15 protein-coding genes and 1 tRNA gene are annotated in these 13,785 nt (G+C 68.5%); 7 read left to right on the top strand and 9 right to left on the bottom strand.

Annotation, left to right across the window (positions count from 1 at the left end; translation table 11 throughout):
* Nucleotides 1-5: 5 nt before the first annotated feature.
* Nucleotides 6-476 (top strand): hypothetical protein, encoded by a 471-nt coding sequence (locus AB4Z46_RS11730; RefSeq protein ID WP_442283668.1) that lies wholly within the window; start codon nucleotides 6-8, stop codon nucleotides 474-476.
* A 2-nt stretch (nucleotides 477-478) separates the two neighbouring features.
* On the opposite strand, the gene purH is transcribed toward AB4Z46_RS11730, so the two are convergent.
* The 3 genes from purH to dusB are packed head-to-tail and all read right to left on the bottom strand — an operon-like array spanning nucleotide 479 to nucleotide 3,406.
* Nucleotides 479-2,056, bottom strand: a complete 1,578-nt coding sequence (gene purH, locus AB4Z46_RS11725) for a bifunctional phosphoribosylaminoimidazolecarboxamide formyltransferase/IMP cyclohydrolase (RefSeq protein WP_442283767.1) — start codon at nucleotides 2,054-2,056, stop codon at nucleotides 479-481.
* The gene (locus tag AB4Z46_RS11720) at nucleotides 2,056-2,292 is read right to left on the bottom strand and encodes a Fis family transcriptional regulator (RefSeq protein WP_028249493.1); all 237 of its coding nucleotides are present in this window, start codon (nucleotides 2,290-2,292) and stop codon (nucleotides 2,056-2,058) included. Before AB4Z46_RS11720 ends, purH begins: the two co-directional genes overlap by 1 nt.
* A 52-nt stretch (nucleotides 2,293-2,344) precedes the next feature.
* Nucleotides 2,345-3,406, bottom strand: coding sequence for a tRNA dihydrouridine synthase DusB (gene dusB, locus AB4Z46_RS11715; RefSeq protein ID WP_442283667.1), 1,062 nt, complete (start codon nucleotides 3,404-3,406; stop codon nucleotides 2,345-2,347).
* A gap of 164 nt (nucleotides 3,407-3,570) precedes the next feature.
* Between dusB and AB4Z46_RS11710 the strand changes: the two genes are divergently transcribed.
* Nucleotides 3,571-4,041 carry a YqaA family protein gene (locus AB4Z46_RS11710; RefSeq protein ID WP_442283666.1) on the top strand — a complete coding sequence of 157 codons (471 nt, stop codon included), beginning with the start codon at nucleotides 3,571-3,573 and terminating at the stop codon, nucleotides 4,039-4,041.
* A 13-nt stretch (nucleotides 4,042-4,054) separates the two neighbouring features.
* On the opposite strand, the gene AB4Z46_RS11705 is transcribed toward AB4Z46_RS11710, so the two are convergent.
* The 3 genes from AB4Z46_RS11705 to AB4Z46_RS11695 are packed head-to-tail and all read right to left on the bottom strand — an operon-like array spanning nucleotide 4,055 to nucleotide 6,770.
* Complete coding sequence (locus AB4Z46_RS11705) at nucleotides 4,055-4,729, bottom strand: glutathione S-transferase (protein ID WP_442283665.1); 675 nt, start codon at nucleotides 4,727-4,729, stop codon at nucleotides 4,055-4,057.
* Between the two features lie 9 nt (nucleotides 4,730-4,738).
* Nucleotides 4,739-5,830 (bottom strand): redox-regulated ATPase YchF, encoded by a 1,092-nt coding sequence (gene ychF / locus AB4Z46_RS11700; RefSeq protein WP_442283664.1) that lies wholly within the window; start codon nucleotides 5,828-5,830, stop codon nucleotides 4,739-4,741.
* Nucleotides 5,831-5,888: 58 nt separating this feature from the next.
* Nucleotides 5,889-6,770, bottom strand: a complete 882-nt coding sequence (locus AB4Z46_RS11695) for an MOSC domain-containing protein (RefSeq protein WP_442283663.1) — start codon at nucleotides 6,768-6,770, stop codon at nucleotides 5,889-5,891.
* A gap of 117 nt (nucleotides 6,771-6,887) precedes the next feature.
* Here AB4Z46_RS11695 and AB4Z46_RS11690 point away from each other — a divergent pair, with 117 nt between their 5' ends.
* From AB4Z46_RS11690 to AB4Z46_RS11675, 4 genes are read left to right on the top strand one after another with little or no spacing between them, the layout of a single operon-like run.
* Complete coding sequence (locus AB4Z46_RS11690; protein ID WP_442283662.1) at nucleotides 6,888-8,003, top strand: FAD-dependent monooxygenase; 1,116 nt, start codon at nucleotides 6,888-6,890, stop codon at nucleotides 8,001-8,003.
* 17 nt (nucleotides 8,004-8,020) lie between these two features.
* Nucleotides 8,021-8,743 (top strand): DsbC family protein, encoded by a 723-nt coding sequence (locus tag AB4Z46_RS11685; protein ID WP_442283661.1) that lies wholly within the window; start codon nucleotides 8,021-8,023, stop codon nucleotides 8,741-8,743.
* Entirely contained in the window at nucleotides 8,743-10,536 is a 1,794-nt protein-coding gene (locus AB4Z46_RS11680) for a M61 family metallopeptidase (protein ID WP_442283660.1), read from the top strand. The genes AB4Z46_RS11685 and AB4Z46_RS11680 overlap by 1 nt, the downstream gene beginning before the upstream one ends.
* A 43-nt stretch (nucleotides 10,537-10,579) precedes the next feature.
* A complete protein-coding gene (locus tag AB4Z46_RS11675; RefSeq protein ID WP_442283659.1) occupies nucleotides 10,580-11,359 on the top strand; it encodes an enoyl-CoA hydratase in 780 nt (259 codons plus the stop codon).
* Between the two features lie 68 nt (nucleotides 11,360-11,427).
* On the opposite strand, the gene AB4Z46_RS11670 is transcribed toward AB4Z46_RS11675, so the two are convergent.
* Entirely contained in the window at nucleotides 11,428-12,543 is a 1,116-nt protein-coding gene (locus AB4Z46_RS11670) for a hypothetical protein (RefSeq protein ID WP_442283658.1), read from the bottom strand.
* Nucleotides 12,527-13,213, bottom strand: a complete 687-nt coding sequence (locus AB4Z46_RS11665; RefSeq protein WP_442283657.1) for a sigma-70 family RNA polymerase sigma factor — start codon at nucleotides 13,211-13,213, stop codon at nucleotides 12,527-12,529. Before AB4Z46_RS11665 ends, AB4Z46_RS11670 begins: the two co-directional genes overlap by 17 nt.
* 218 nt (nucleotides 13,214-13,431) lie before the next feature.
* Here AB4Z46_RS11665 and AB4Z46_RS11660 point away from each other — a divergent pair.
* Nucleotides 13,432-13,508, top strand: a tRNA-Met gene (locus tag AB4Z46_RS11660).
* A 45-nt stretch (nucleotides 13,509-13,553) separates the two neighbouring features.
* On the opposite strand, the gene AB4Z46_RS11655 is transcribed toward AB4Z46_RS11660, so the two are convergent.
* Complete coding sequence (locus AB4Z46_RS11655; protein WP_442283656.1) at nucleotides 13,554-13,769, bottom strand: hypothetical protein; 216 nt, start codon at nucleotides 13,767-13,769, stop codon at nucleotides 13,554-13,556.
* Nucleotides 13,770-13,785 lie beyond the last annotated feature (16 nt).

Below are 13,785 nucleotides of genomic sequence, written 5' to 3'. Positions count from 1 at the left end.
TCGCCATGAAGCTTCTGCCGCTCCTGGCAGGCGCGAGCCTGCTCCTGCCCGGCCTGGCCTTGGCCCAGGTCGACATCAGCCAGGTCTGGATCAATCCAGGCTTCTATTCGCTGCATTTCGATCGCAACAAGGGATTGGAAGACGTCAACCCCGGCATCGGCTTCGAGTGGCCGATCGACAAGACCTTCTCGCTCACGGCCGGCCTGTTCCGCAACAGCGACCGCGAGCGCTCGCACTACGCGGGCCTGTACGTGATGCCCTTCGAATTCCACGGCGTGAAGCTCGGCGCGGTGGTGGGCGGCTTCGACGGCTACCAGATGACCAACAACGGCGGCTGGTTCGCGGCGCTGATCCCGACCGCGGCCATCGAAGGCAAGCACTGGGGACTGAACATCGCGATCATCCCCAGCATCAAGAACCGCCTGTACGGCGCGATCAGCTTTCAGCTCAAGTACCGTTTTTCAGACGGCAACTAGGCTCAATGCCGGAAGTGCCGAACTCCGGATAGCACCATCACGACGCCGCGCTCGTCCGCGGCGTCGATCACTTCCTGGTCGCGCATCGAGCCGCCCGGCTGGATCACCGACGTGGCACCGGCATCGACCACCACGTCGAGGCCGTCGCGGAACGGGAAGAAGGCGTCGCTCGCGACCGCGGTGCCGGCCAGCGACAGGTTCGCATGCTGGGCCTTGATGCTGGCGATGCGCGCCGAATCGAGACGGCTCATCTGGCCCGCGCCGACGCCCATGGTCATGCCGTCGGCACAGAACACGATCGCGTTGCTCTTGACGAACTTGGCGACCTTCCAGGCGAACAGCAGGTCTTGCAGCTGCTGCGGCGTCGGCTGCTTCTTGCTCACGACCTTGAGCTCGCCGGCCGACAGTTCGCGGTTGTCGGCGGTCTGCATCAGCAGGCCCGAGCCGATGCGCTTGACGTCGACCGCGTTGCGGCCGTTGTCCCAGTCGGTCTTGCCACCCGGCGGCAGCGCGATCTCGAGGATGCGCACGTTGACCTTGCTCTTGAACACCTCGAGCGCTTCGGCCGAATAGCCCGGCGCCATCAGCACTTCGACGAACTGCTTGCTGACCGCTTCAGCGGCGGCACGGTCCATCGGCCGGTTGAAAGCGATGATGCCGCCGAAGGCCGAGGTCGGATCGGTCTTGAAGGCCTTGCTGTAGGCCTCCAGCGGACCCGCGCCGGTGGCGACGCCGCAGGGGTTCGCATGCTTCACGATCACGCAGGCCGGCGTGTCGAAGCTCTTCACGCACTCCCAGGCCGCATCGGCGTCGGCGATGTTGTTGTAGCTGAGTTCCTTGCCCTGCAACTGCTTCGCCGTCACCAGCGAGCCCGGCGCCGGATACAGGTCGCGGTAGAACGCGGCCTGCTGGTGCGGGTTCTCGCCGTAGCGCAGGTCCTGCAGCTTGACGAAGCGGCCATTGCTCTGGGCCGGAAACAGCGCATGCGCACCGTCCTCCTGGATGCGCGAGAGATAGTCGCTGATCGCGCCGTCGTACTGGCTGATCCGGTTGAACGCGGCCACCGAGAAGGCGAACTTGGTCTTGTCGCTGAGCTTGCCGTCGGCCTTGAGTTCGGCCAGCGCGGGGCCGTATTGCGACGCATCGGTCAGCACGCCGACGTCCTTCCAGTTCTTGGCCGCGCTGCGCACCATCGCGGGGCCGCCGATGTCGATGTTCTCGATCGCATCCTCGAGCGTGCAGCCGGGCTTGGCCACCGTGGCCTCGAACGGATAGAGATTGACCACCAGCAGGTCGATGGTGTCGATGCCGTGTTCCTTCAGCGCCGCCATGTGCGCCGCCAGGTCGCGGCGCGCCAGCAGGCCGCCGTGCACCTTGGGGTGCAGGGTCTTGACGCGGCCGTCGAGCATCTCTGGAAAACCGGTGTGGTCGGCCACTTCGGTCACGGGCAGGCCGGCATCGGCCAGCAGCTTGGCGGTGCCGCCGGTGGACAGCAGCTTGATGCCGAGCGCGTGCAGCGCCTGGGCGAATTCGAGGATGCCGGTCTTGTCGGATACGGAGATCAGTGCGTTCATCGGGATTACTTCAACAGTTTGTGTTCGACCAGCTTCTTGCGCAGCGTGTTTCGGTTGAGGCCGAGCCATTGCGCGGCCTTGGATTGGTTGCCCTCGGCGCGCGTCATCACGACGTCGAGCAGGGGTTTCTCGACCACCCGCACCAGCATCTCGTACATGCCGTCGGGTTCGGTGCCGCGAAGGTCGCGGAAATAGCTGTCCAGGCTGCTGCGTACGCAGTCTTCGATGTGTTTCTTGCTCATGGCCTTCTCTTCTTCTCCTCGTTCTCAGCCTTCTCTCGTGTTCGCTTCGGCGTCACGCGATCGCGTCGGCCGACTGCGCGTCCAGCGGTTCGAGCATGTCGTCCGCCGAGGCCGGCGGAATGCGGTCCATGCGCTGCGCCAGCGCGTCGAAGAATGCGGCCACGGCACGCAGTTGCGCCTCGCAGTCCTCGATCAGGTTCATCTCGCTGCGGAACGCCTCGCCGCCCGGAAGCGCCCGCACGTACCAGCCGATGTGCTTGCGCGCGGTCCGCACGCCGGTGTAGTCGCCGTAGAGCGCGTAGTGCTGCTGCAGGTGGTCCAGCATGAGGCGCCGCACCTCGGCCACCAGCGGCGGCGCCAGGTGCGTGCCGGTCGCCAGGAAGTGCGCGATCTCTCGGAAGATCCACGGCCGGCCCTGCGCCGCGCGCCCGACCATCACCGCATCGGCCCCGGTTGCCGCCAGCACGTCGCGCGCCTTCTCGGGCGATGCGATGTCGCCGTTGGCGACCACCGGGATGCGCACCGCGGCCTTGACCGCCGAGATGGTGTCGTATTCGGCCCGGCCCTTGTAGCCCTGCTCGCGCGTGCGGCCGTGCACCGTGAGCATCTGCACGCCGGCCGCCTCGAAGCGTCGCGCCAGCGTCACCGCGTTGCGATGGTCTTCGCTCCAGCCGGTGCGCATCTTGAGCGTGACCGGCACGCGATGCGGCAGCGCAGCACGAACCACGGCTTCGACGATCTCGAGCGCCAGCGGTTCGTCGCGCATCAGCGCCGACCCGGCCCACTTGTTGCAGACCTTCTTGGCCGGGCAGCCCATGTTGATGTCGATGATCTGCGCACCGCGATCGATGTTGTATTCGGCGGCCTCGGACATCATGGCGGCGTCGGTGCCCGCGATCTGCACCGAAATGGGGCCGGGCTCACCCTCGTGGTTGGCGCGCCGCGAGGTCTTCAGCGTGCCCCACAGTTCCTTGCGCGAAGTGACCATCTCGCTCACCGCATAGCCGGCGCCGAGTTCGCGGCACAGCATGCGGAACGGCCGGTCCGTGACGCCCGCCATGGGGGCGACGAACAGGCTGTTGTCCAGCGCGATGTGGCCGATCTGCAGAGTCATGGAGGAAGTTGGCGCGCGCCGGGCTGCTGAAAAATGAGGCACGATTGTAGCGGTGCGCCGCTCCTTCGGCTGAAACGATTTGCACTCCCGCATCCATCGCCGAAGGTACCCATCAGTGATCTTGCCGATGCCCGGGCGGTCTGGTTCCTATACTTCGCGCACACATGCAAGCCTGGCTCGATTCCCTCCTTGCGCTGCTGGCGCTTCCGCAATACGGGCTCAGCACGGTGTTCATCGCCGCCTTCGTGTCGGCAACGCTCTTGCCGGTGGGGTCCGAGCCGGTGCTGTTCGGGCTGCTCAAGCTCAATCCCGACATGTTCTGGCCGGCCATCGCGGTCGCCACCGCCGGCAACACCCTGGGCGGGATCGTCGACTGGTGGATGGGCTACGGGGCCCACAAGGTGGCCGACAAGTATTCGCACTCCAAGCACCATCTGCGCGTGCTGGGGTGGCTGGAGCGGCTCGGGCCCAAGGCCTGCCTGCTGGCCTGGCTGCCGGTCGTCGGCGATCCGCTGTGCGCGGTCGCCGGCTGGCTCAAGCTGTCGTTCTGGCCCTGTGTCTTCTACATGGCGATCGGCAAGTTCGCGCGCTACGTCACGATGACGGTGGCGCTGCTCCATATCTGGCCGAACTGAGCCGGCGCCGAATTCAGGACAGGAGCCCGTACGGGCCGCCGCGCTCCAGCGCGCGCCGGTAGGCCGGCCGCGCATGGATGCGCTCGAGCCAGGCCATCAGCTTCGGCCGCGAAGCATCGAGCCCGCCGCGGGCCCGGGCGGCTTCCACCGGAAAGCTCATCTGGATATCGGCGCCGGTGAACGCGTCGCCCGCGAACCACTCGCTCCTGCCGAGTTCGGCCTCCATGAAGTCGAGGTGGGTCTTGAGGCTCGGCAGGATGAATGCGGCCCGGGCCTTGTCCGCAATGGCCTTGGCGATCGGCTTGGCGAAGAAAGGCATCTTCGACTTCTCGACCCGGTCGAACATCAGCTTGAGCAGCAGCGGAGGCATGGCCGAGCCTTCCGCGTAGTGCAGCCAGTAGCGATAGCGCAGGGCTTCGGGGCTGCCGGCCGCGGGTGCGAGGCGGCCCTTGCCCTCGCGCTCGATCAAGGTCTCGATGATCGCGCCGGACTCGGCCAGCGTCAGGCCTTCATCGGTGGTCACCACCGGCGACTTGCCCAGCGGATGCACCGCCTTGAGCGAAGGCGGCGCCAGCATCGTCGTCGCGTCGCGCTGGTAGTGCACGACCTCGTAGGGCAGTTCGAGTTCCTCGAGCAGCCAGAGCACGCGCTGCGAGCGCGAGTTCTCGAGGTGGTGGACCGTGATCACGGCAGGGGCTCAGGAACTGAACAGGAAGTTCATCACATCGCCATCCTTGACGACGTATTCCTTGCCTTCCGCGCGCATCTTGCCCGCGTCCTTCGCGCCCTGCTCGCCCTTGTAGGCGATGAAGTCGTTGTAGGCGATGGTCTGGGCCCGGATGTAGCCCTTCTCGAAATCGGTGTGGATCACGCCGGCCGCCTGCGGACCCGTGTCGCCGATGTGGATGGTCCAGGCGCGCACTTCCTTGACGCCGGCCGTGAAGTAGGTCTGCAGGCCCAGCAGCGTGTAGGCGGCGCGGATCAGGCGGTTCAGGCCCGGCTCCTCCTGGCCGATCTCGGCCAGGAACATCTTGCGGTCTTCGTCGTCCATGTCGGCCAGCTCGGCCTCGATCTTGGCGCAGATGGCGACCACCGGCGCGTTCTGCGCAGCGGCGTATTCGCGCAGGCGATCGAGGAAGGGATTGTTCTCGAAGCCGTCCTCGGCCACGTTGCCGACGAACATCGCGGGCTTGGCGGTGATCAGCGAGAACTGCTTGACCAGCGGCTTGTCTTCCTTGCTGAACTCGATCGAGCGCACCGGCTTGTTCTCGTTCAGCGAAGCCTGGCACTTCTCGAGCAGCGCCACCAGCTTGATGGCTTCCTTGTCGCCCGACCGCGCGGTCTTGGTGTGGCGATGCAGCGCCTTCTCGACCGTCGACAGGTCGGCCAGGCAGAGCTCGGTCTGGATCACCTCGATGTCGGAGATCGGATCGACCTTGCCCGCCACGTGGATCACGTTGTCGTCCTCGAAGCAGCGCACCACGTTGACGATCGCGTCGGTCTCGCGGATGTGGGCGAGGAACTGGTTGCCCAGGCCTTCGCCCTGGCTGGCACCGGCCACCAGGCCCGCGATGTCGACGAACTCGACGATGGCGGGCACCACGCGCTCGGGCTTGACGATCTCGCTCAGCGCGGCGAGCCGCGGATCCGGCACCTCGACCACGCCCACATTGGGCTCGATGGTGCAGAAGGGATAGTTCTCGGCCGCGATGCCTGCCTTGGTCAAGGCATTGAAGAGGGTGGACTTGCCGACGTTGGGCAGGCCGACGATGCCGCACTGGAGGCTCATGGCGGGTGCTTTCAGAATGCTGGGGGGAACCGGCTATTTTAGGCGCCCGGCACCGCGGTCATTCGAAACGCAGGTTGGCGACCACCGGCTGGCCGACCCTGAGCGCGTGTTCCACCCCCTGCAGCACGATCGCGTTCATGCCGAAAGTGATGGCGCCGTCGACCCGCGCATCCGAACGATAGGTGCGCAGCATGTCGCCGACTTCGGGGCTGCTCAACGCCGTCGCCGGGTCGATGTCCGGAATCGGGCAGCGCGCGCAGGGCTTGACCGGACGCATCAGCACCTCGCCCTCGGCGGTGGCGACGTGCATCGTTTCGGCCCGGTCCTCGTCGTGCGCCTCGATGCCGGCCAGCACGATGTTGGGCCGGAAGCGCTCGATACCGACCGCCGGATGGCCGGCGGCGACCAGCCTTGCATTCAGTTCGGCCAGCGAGCCCTCGCTCGCCACCAGCAGCGGGAATCCGTCGGCGAACTGGTTTGGCGCCTCGACGCCCTCGGTCCATTTCAGGCTCGACAGCCGCTGCTGCTCGGGATCGAACCTCACCATGCGCAATGGCCGCGGCCGGCCCGGCTCCGACAGGAAGTCGCTGAACCACTGGGCCGCGATATCGCCCATGTCGTAGGCCGCCACCTCGTCCTTCCACACCCTGACACGGGTGGGCTGCTCGACCCGGTCGAAGGCGATGTGCAGCGCCAGCATGCCCGGCGCCCGCAGCACCATCTCGGACTGCTTGAGCTGCGGCCGGATCAGCGCCATGCGGGGCAGCTCGCGCTGGCTCACGAATTCGCCCGCGGCGTCGACCACCATCCAGGCGCGGTCGAACTCCAGGCCGGTCTCGATCAGCAGGGCCTCGTCGAGCTCGACGCCGGCGCAGGACTTGACCGGGTAGACGAACAGGCGGGCGATGGTGGCTTGGAGGTCGAAATCGGAGGCGTTCACGGTCGGATCCTTGTGGCTGACCGAAGATTGTGCGGCACCGGCCCGGGCTCCCTCCGTGGGGGCGGCGCCCCCATGGAGCGCAGAAGCGTGGAAGGGCCACATCCTTACAATGGCCCGATGGCTCTTCCCCCCGAAGTTTGCATTCGCGGCGCCGGCATCGTCGGCCGTACGCTGGCGCTCCTGCTGGCGCGCGAAAGGGTGCGCGTGGCGCTGGTGGCGCCGGCCGCGGCGCCGGCCGGACAGGACGTGCGCGCCTACGCACTCAACGCCGCCTCGAAGTCCCTGCTCGAATCGCTGCGCGCCTGGCCCGAGGCGGCGCATGCCACGCCGGTGCGCGAGATGCTGGTGCACGGCGACGAAGGCGGACGGGTGCAGTTCTCCGCCGTGCGCCAGAAGGTCGATGCGCTGGCCTGGATCGTCGACGTGCCCGCGCTCGAACGGCAACTGAGTGACGCCGTGCGCTTCCAGTCCCGCATCGAGGTCGTGGCCGCGCCCGTGCCGGCAGCGCTGACGGTCGTCTGCGAAGGCCGCGTCAGCACCACCCGCGAGGCGCTCGGCGTCGGCTACGAGGTCACGCGCTACGCCCAGCATGCGATCGCGGCCCGGCTCGAGGCCGAGCAGCCGCACGACGGCACCGCGCGCCAGTGGTTCAACGACAAGGGCGAAGTGCTGGCACTGCTGCCGCTGGGCGATACGCCCCGCTCGCTGGCCCTCGTCTGGTCGGTCGACCAGTTCCGGGCACCGGCCCTGCTCGCGCAGTCCGACGACGCATTCAGCGTCTCCCTGCGCGAGGCCAGCCACGATGCGCTGGGCGCGCTCAAGCTCGCCAGCGAACGCGCCGCCTGGCCGCTGCAGCGCGCCATCGCCGACCGCTGGACCGGCGTCTTCGGCGACGGCTCGGCCTGGGCCCTGGCGGGCGATGCCGCCCACACGGTGCATCCGCTGGCCGGCCAGGGACTCAACCTCGGCCTTGCCGACGTCGCCGCGCTGGCCGAGCTGATCCGTACCCGCGACTACTGGCGCAGCGTGGGCGATGCCCGGCTGCTGCGCCGCTACGAGCGCGCACGCCGCACCGACGTGCTGTCGATGAGCCTCGCCACCGACGGCTTGCAGCAACTCTTCGCCCACAGCGCCGACCCCCTGCCGGCGCTGCGCAACTGGGGCATGCGCGGCTTCGACCGCACACGGCTCGTCAAGAACTGGATCGCGCGCCAGGCCATGGGCCTGCGCTGAATCCCCGGAACACCACCATGAAGCACCCCCTCCGTCCCCTCTTTGCCGCCCTCGCGGTCCTCGCATTCGGTTCGGCGCTGACCGCAACGGCCGGCGAGGCCGAGATCCGCAAGAACCTGGCCGCGCGGATCCCGCAGTTCGCCAAGATCGACGAGGTCACGAAGGCGCCGATCCCCGGCCTCTATGAAGTGCGGGTCAACGGCTTCGAGATCTTCTACACCGACGAGCAGGGCAACTACCTGCTGCAGGGCAACCTGATCGACGTCAAGGAGCGCCGCAACCTGACCGAGGAACGGGTCGAGAAGCTCAGCCAGGTGGCCTTCGACAAACTGCCGACGAAGGACGCCATCAAGATCGTGCGCGGCAACGGCAAGCGCCGGCTGGCGGTGTTCGCGGACCCGAACTGCGGCTACTGCAAGCAGTTCGAGCGCGACCTGACCAAGGTCGACAACGTCACGATCCAGCTCTTCCTCTACCCGGTGCTGGGACCCGATTCGGTCGTCAAGTCGCGCAACATCTGGTGCGCCAAGGACAAGGCGAAGACCTGGGACGACTGGATGCAGCGCGGCGTCGCGCCCGCGACCGCCGAGTGCGACACCGCCGCGCTCACGCGCAACCGCGAATTCGGCCAGAAATACAACATCACCGGCACGCCGACGCTGATCTTCAGCGACGGCACGCGCACCCCCGGCGCGATCCCGGCCGCGCAGGTCGAGAAGCAACTCTCCGCCCTCAATTGATGGCCACGCCGGCCATCCACTGCCGCGTCGAGTGCGCGGACCGCAAGGCGCACCTGTTCGCCGTCACGCTGACCATCGCGGCGCCCGCCGCGCTGCAGCGCGTGGCGCTCGCGGCCTGGATCCCCGGCAGCTACCTGCTGCGCGAGTTCTCGAAGAACCTGCAGCAGCTGCGGGCGCTGCAGGGGCGGCGCAGGCTGGCCGTGCGGCAACACGACAAGTGCACCTGGGACATCGCCTGCACGCCGGGCAAGCCGCTGGTGCTGCGCTACGAGGTCTGTGCCTACGACAACTCGGTGCGCACCGCCTGGCTGGACGCCGATCGCGGCTTCTTCAACGGCACCAGCCTGTGCCTGCAGGTCGAGGGCCAGGTCGACACGCCGCACGCGCTCGAAGTGGTGGCACCGCCTCCGGTCGCCGACGGCGCGCGCTGGTCCTGCGCCACCGCGCTGCAGCCGACCCGGGTCGACCGCCAGGGCTTCGGCAGCTACCTGGCCGCAAGCTATGACGAACTGGCCGACAGCCCGGTCGAGATGGGGCCGTTCTGGAGCGAGGATTTCGAGGTCTGCGGCGTGCCGCACCGCTTCGTGGTCGCGGGCGCGCCGGCCTCCTTCGACGGCGCGCGGCTGATTGCCGACACGCGCGCCATCTGCGAGGCGCAGATGCGCTTCTGGCACGGCGACAAGGTCGGCAAGCGCGGCGGGCCGAAGCCGCCGCACGACCGCTACGTGTTCATGCTCAACGCGGTGGACGACGGCTACGGCGGGCTCGAGCATCGCCGCTCGACGGTGCTGATCTGCACCCGCCGCGACCTGCCGCAACTCGGCGCCAGGAAGCAGTCCGAGGGCTACACCACGCTGCTCGGCCTGGTCAGCCACGAGTATTTCCACACCTGGAACGTGAAGCGGCTGCGGCCCGCCGAATTCGCGCGCTACGACTACGGGCGCGAGAACTACACGCAGTTGCTGTGGCTGTTCGAGGGCTTCACGAGCTACTACGACGACCTGCTGCTGCGCCGGGCCGGCTGCATCGACGACGCCACCTACCTGCGGCTCGTCAACAAGACCATCAACCAGGTGCTGCAGACGCCGGGCCGGCTGGTGCAGTCGGTGGCCGAGGCCAGCTTCGACGCCTGGATCAAGTACTACCGGCAGGACGAGCAGACGCCCAACACCACGGTGAGCTACTACACCAAGGGCGCGCTGGTCGCGATGTGCTTCGACCTCACGCTGCGCAGCGAGGGCAAGGGCTCGCTCGACGACGTGATGCGCCTGCTGTGGAAGCAGAGCGACGGCGGTCCGATCGCCGAAGCCGATGTCGCCGCCGCGCTCGAGGCGGTCGGCGGGCGATCGTTCGCCAGGGAAATGGCGAGCTGGGTCCATTCGACCGACGAACTGCCGTTGTCCGACCTCCTGCGCCTGCACGGCGTGGCGGCGCTCGACGATCCGGCGCAGCGCGCACAGGAACTCGGCCTGCGCGTCGCCGAGACCGGCGGCAGCGTGCAGGTCAAGGTGGTGCTGCGCGGCGGTGCCGCCGAACAGGCGGGCTTCTCGGCCAACGACGAATGGATCGGCATCGAGCTGCCGGCCGCCAAGGGCCGGCCGGCCCAGGCCTGGCGYCTGGCGCGGCTCGACGATCTCGCGCTCTACCTCGGCCCGCTGCGAAAGGCGACCGCCCTGGTGGCCCGCGATCGCCGCCTGCTGCGCCTGCCGCTGAGCCTGCCCGCCAACGTCACGACCTGGCGCCTGTTCGCCCAGGATCCGGCGAAGATGGCGGCCTGGCTGCATCCGCGATAGCCGGCACACGCCCCCACCCATTGTTCGTTTCAAGGAGACACGCATGAGCTACGAAAACATCGAAGTGCGCATCGAGGCCGAGAAAGTCGGCATCGTCACGCTGAACCGCCCGAAGGCGCTGAACGCCCTCAACGATGCGCTGATGACCGAACTGGGCCAGGCGCTCAAGGCCTTCGACGCCGACCCGGCGATCGGCTGCATCATCCTGACCGGCAGCGAGCGGGCCTTCGCGGCCGGTGCCGACATCGCGGCGATGGCCAAGTACAGCTTCCTCGATGTGTACAAGGGCGACTACATCACCCGCAACTGGGAAACCATCCGCCAGATCCGCAAGCCGGTGATCGCCGCCGTGAGCGGCTTCGCGCTGGGCGGCGGCTGCGAACTCGCGATGATGTGCGACTTCATCATCGCGGCCGACAACGCCAGGTTCGGCCAGCCCGAGATCAAGATCGGCGTCATCCCGGGCGCCGGCGGCACCCAGCGCCTGCCGCGCGCGGTGGGCAAGTCGAAGGCCATGGACATGGCCCTGACCGCCCGCATGATGGACGCGGTCGAGGCCGAGCGCGCCGGGCTGGTGAGCCGCATCGTGCCTTACGAGAAGCTCGCCGAGGAGGCGCTCGGCGCCGCGCTGGTGATCGCGAACTTCTCGCAGGTCGCGGTGATGGCGGCCAAGGAATCGGTCAACCGGGCATTCGAGAGCGGGCTCTCCGATGGCGTGATGTTCGAGCGCCGGCTGTTCCACGCGCTGTTCGCCACCGCCGACCAGAAGGAAGGCATGGACGCCTTCCTGGCCAAGCGCACGCCCGACTTCAAACACGAGTAGATAGACAAGGTCCCCTCGCACCTGGGGCCGCAAGCCGCGTCGGCCTGGAGGCCCTCTGGTGACCCGCTTCAGGGATTGCGCGGCGACGCGCGTGCTTCTGCGGGCCGTTCGGAGATCCCTGCAGGCGCCGCGTCCGGCGGCCGCACCGCGCGCTGCAGCGCCTCGCGCAAGGCCGCCAGCGCCGGCGCCGACGGCACGCCCGTGGCGGCCGGCGTGCGCCCCTCGCGCCAGCGCACCTGAGCCCCGGCGATCTCGAACACCGCCAGCACCTCGCCGCTGCGCTCCAGCGTGACTCGCCACTCGGGTGCGCCGGCCAGCGGTCGAGGCCCGACCGCCGACAAGGCGGCCGATCCCAGCAAGGCATTCAGTTCGCGCGCTTCGGCCCGCGGCAGGCTCCGGCTCTCGCCGCCGCGCCGGCTGATCGTGATGCGGTTCCACGTCGACAGCGCCACGAAGGTGGGCGGATCGGTCTCGTCGGTGCGGACCGCTGGTGGCGCCTTCCGGGCCGCGTCTGGCGCGGCGGCGGGTGCAACGGGTGCGGCTGGTGCGGCTGGTGCGACCCTGGGCGCCACCGGGGTGGTCGGCGCACGATCGATACCGATGGGCGCCTGCGCGGTCGCCTCGGACTCCTTGCGCGGCCGGACTGGCGGCAGGTCCGTCGGCGCCAGGAGCGCGGCACTGCCGGCCGCGGGAGGCAGCTCCGGGAGCGCAGGTGCAACGGGTGCCGGCGGCGGCGGTGGCGCAGTGACGGACTCGGCCAAAGAAGCGACCGAACCGGTGCCGCCCTGGGCCGGCCCAGCGCTCGGCGCGGGCACCGGTGGCGACGGTGGTTTCGCCGGCGCTTCGGCGTTGAGCCCCGGCCCGGGTACCGGTTCGCGCTGCCACAGCACGCCCACCAGCACCGCCAGCAGCACGGTCGCGACGGCCGCGCTCCAGAACCTGCGCATGCGCCTGGCATCCTTGCCACCGCGTTCCCCGGCACGGCGCCACCACGGGCGGGCCGCTCGTTCCAGTTCGGCCGCGTCGGTGTCCGGGTCGGTCGCGCCGATGGCGTCGTGCGCCCTCCTCAGGATGGCCTTGCGCAGCCGCCAGTCGGGCGCGACGTTGTGGTCGGGCGCATGCGCAAGCGCGCGCCGCAGGTGCGCGTCGCGCAGATCGTCCGTGTCCTCAGGCATCGAGTTCATTCGACAACCTCCGCTGCCCCAGCACGGACAGGTAGCGTTCCATGCAGCCGCGCAGCTTCTTCAGCCCGTAGCGCAGGCGGCTGCGGACCGTTTCGAAGCTGATGTCCAGGGCGGCGGCCATCGCCTCCACCGTGAAGCCGTCTTCGTGGTGCAGCAGGAAGGCTGCGCGCTGGTCGTCCGGCAATTCGTCGAGGCAGGCGAGCAGGCGCCTCCCGGCGGCGCGCCAGAACGCCAGCTCCTCGGCCGACGGGTGCACGGCATCGCCGATCGAGGCGCCGTCGCGCAGCAAGCCGCGGCTGAAGAGCTGCGCCGCCTCGAGGCCGTCGCCGTCCTCGTCGTGGGCATAGAACGCGACCTCGCGGCCGCTCGCGCGCAGCCGGTCCATCGCCAGGTTGTGCGCGATCGTGAAAGCCCAGATGCGCCAGGCGGCCCCACGCGGCGAAAAGCTGTCGCGCGCCGCGACGATCCGCATCCAGGTCTCCTGGAACACCTCGTCGGCTTCGGCCGCGAGCCGCATGCCCAGCAGCCGCCGGACAAAGCGCAGCAGCGCGCTTTCGTGGCGCGCGTAGAGCGCGTCGAAGGCGCTGGTGTCGCCGCCGGCATAGGCCAGCATCAACTGGTCGTCCGGCATGGCATCGAAGACGTCGGGATTCGCGGCGGGCGAGAACATCGGCAGATTTTGACCTCGGCTTTTTACGGACGGGATGGTCGCCCGGAGTCGGCAGATCGCACACGGCAGCGGGCCCGGCCGCGACACGGCGCACGACGTGAGCAACCATTCGGTGGAGACGCTGGACCGGCTGAACGTGCGGGCTGGTGAGCGACGAACTCGAGAAACTTCCGCGCTGCGGCCGAGGTCGCTGCCAATAGGGTTATAATCTCGGGCTCGGCTCTTTAGCTCAGTCGGTTAGAGCGATGGAATCATAATCCACAGGTCCGCGGTTCGAGTCCGTGAAGAGCCACCAAATCAGAAAGCCTTGCAGGTCAGCGACTTGCAAGGCTTTTCTTTTTCAGCGCCCGGATGCCCGTTCCTTCGGACGCCAGCCGCTGAGGAACTCCTCGGGCTTGTTCCGGGGCTGCCAGGTGACCACGACCGGCGCCGGCGCCGCCGCAAAGGTCGTCGAATCGCCGCCCGAGGCCGCGGTCCGGGTACCGCCCTCGCAGCCGGTCAACGACGCCACCAGAATCAGGATGCCCGGGAGTACACGCCCGCTCGTCTTTTTCACAGTCTTCTCCTCGGTT

Origin of the sequence: Variovorax sp. M-6 (assembly GCF_052114385.1) — a bacterium.
Lineage (GTDB): Bacteria > Pseudomonadota > Gammaproteobacteria > Burkholderiales > Burkholderiaceae_C > Variovorax.
This window is presented reverse-complemented; position numbering and strand designations above follow the sequence as displayed.

Excerpts from the sequence above, each read along its gene's own strand:
- ychF (WP_442283664.1), bottom strand. The coding sequence starts at position 5,830 with ATGAGCCTCCAGTGCGGCATCGTCGGCCTGCCCAACGTCGGCAAGTCC.
- dusB (WP_442283667.1), bottom strand. The coding sequence starts at position 3,406 with ATGACTCTGCAGATCGGCCACATCGCGCTGGACAACAGCCTGTTCGTC.
- AB4Z46_RS11720 (WP_028249493.1), bottom strand. The coding sequence starts at position 2,292 with ATGAGCAAGAAACACATCGAAGACTGCGTACGCAGCAGCCTGGACAGC.
- AB4Z46_RS11730 (WP_442283668.1), top strand. The coding sequence starts at position 6 with ATGAAGCTTCTGCCGCTCCTGGCAGGCGCGAGCCTGCTCCTGCCCGGC.
- AB4Z46_RS11675 (WP_442283659.1), top strand. The coding sequence starts at position 10,580 with ATGAGCTACGAAAACATCGAAGTGCGCATCGAGGCCGAGAAAGTCGGC.
- AB4Z46_RS11690 (WP_442283662.1), top strand. The coding sequence starts at position 6,888 with ATGGCTCTTCCCCCCGAAGTTTGCATTCGCGGCGCCGGCATCGTCGGC.
- AB4Z46_RS11685 (WP_442283661.1), top strand. The coding sequence starts at position 8,021 with ATGAAGCACCCCCTCCGTCCCCTCTTTGCCGCCCTCGCGGTCCTCGCA.
- AB4Z46_RS11710 (WP_442283666.1), top strand. The coding sequence starts at position 3,571 with ATGCAAGCCTGGCTCGATTCCCTCCTTGCGCTGCTGGCGCTTCCGCAA.
- AB4Z46_RS11670 (WP_442283658.1), bottom strand. The coding sequence starts at position 12,543 with ATGAACTCGATGCCTGAGGACACGGACGATCTGCGCGACGCGCACCTG.
- AB4Z46_RS11665 (WP_442283657.1), bottom strand. The coding sequence starts at position 13,213 with ATGTTCTCGCCCGCCGCGAATCCCGACGTCTTCGATGCCATGCCGGAC.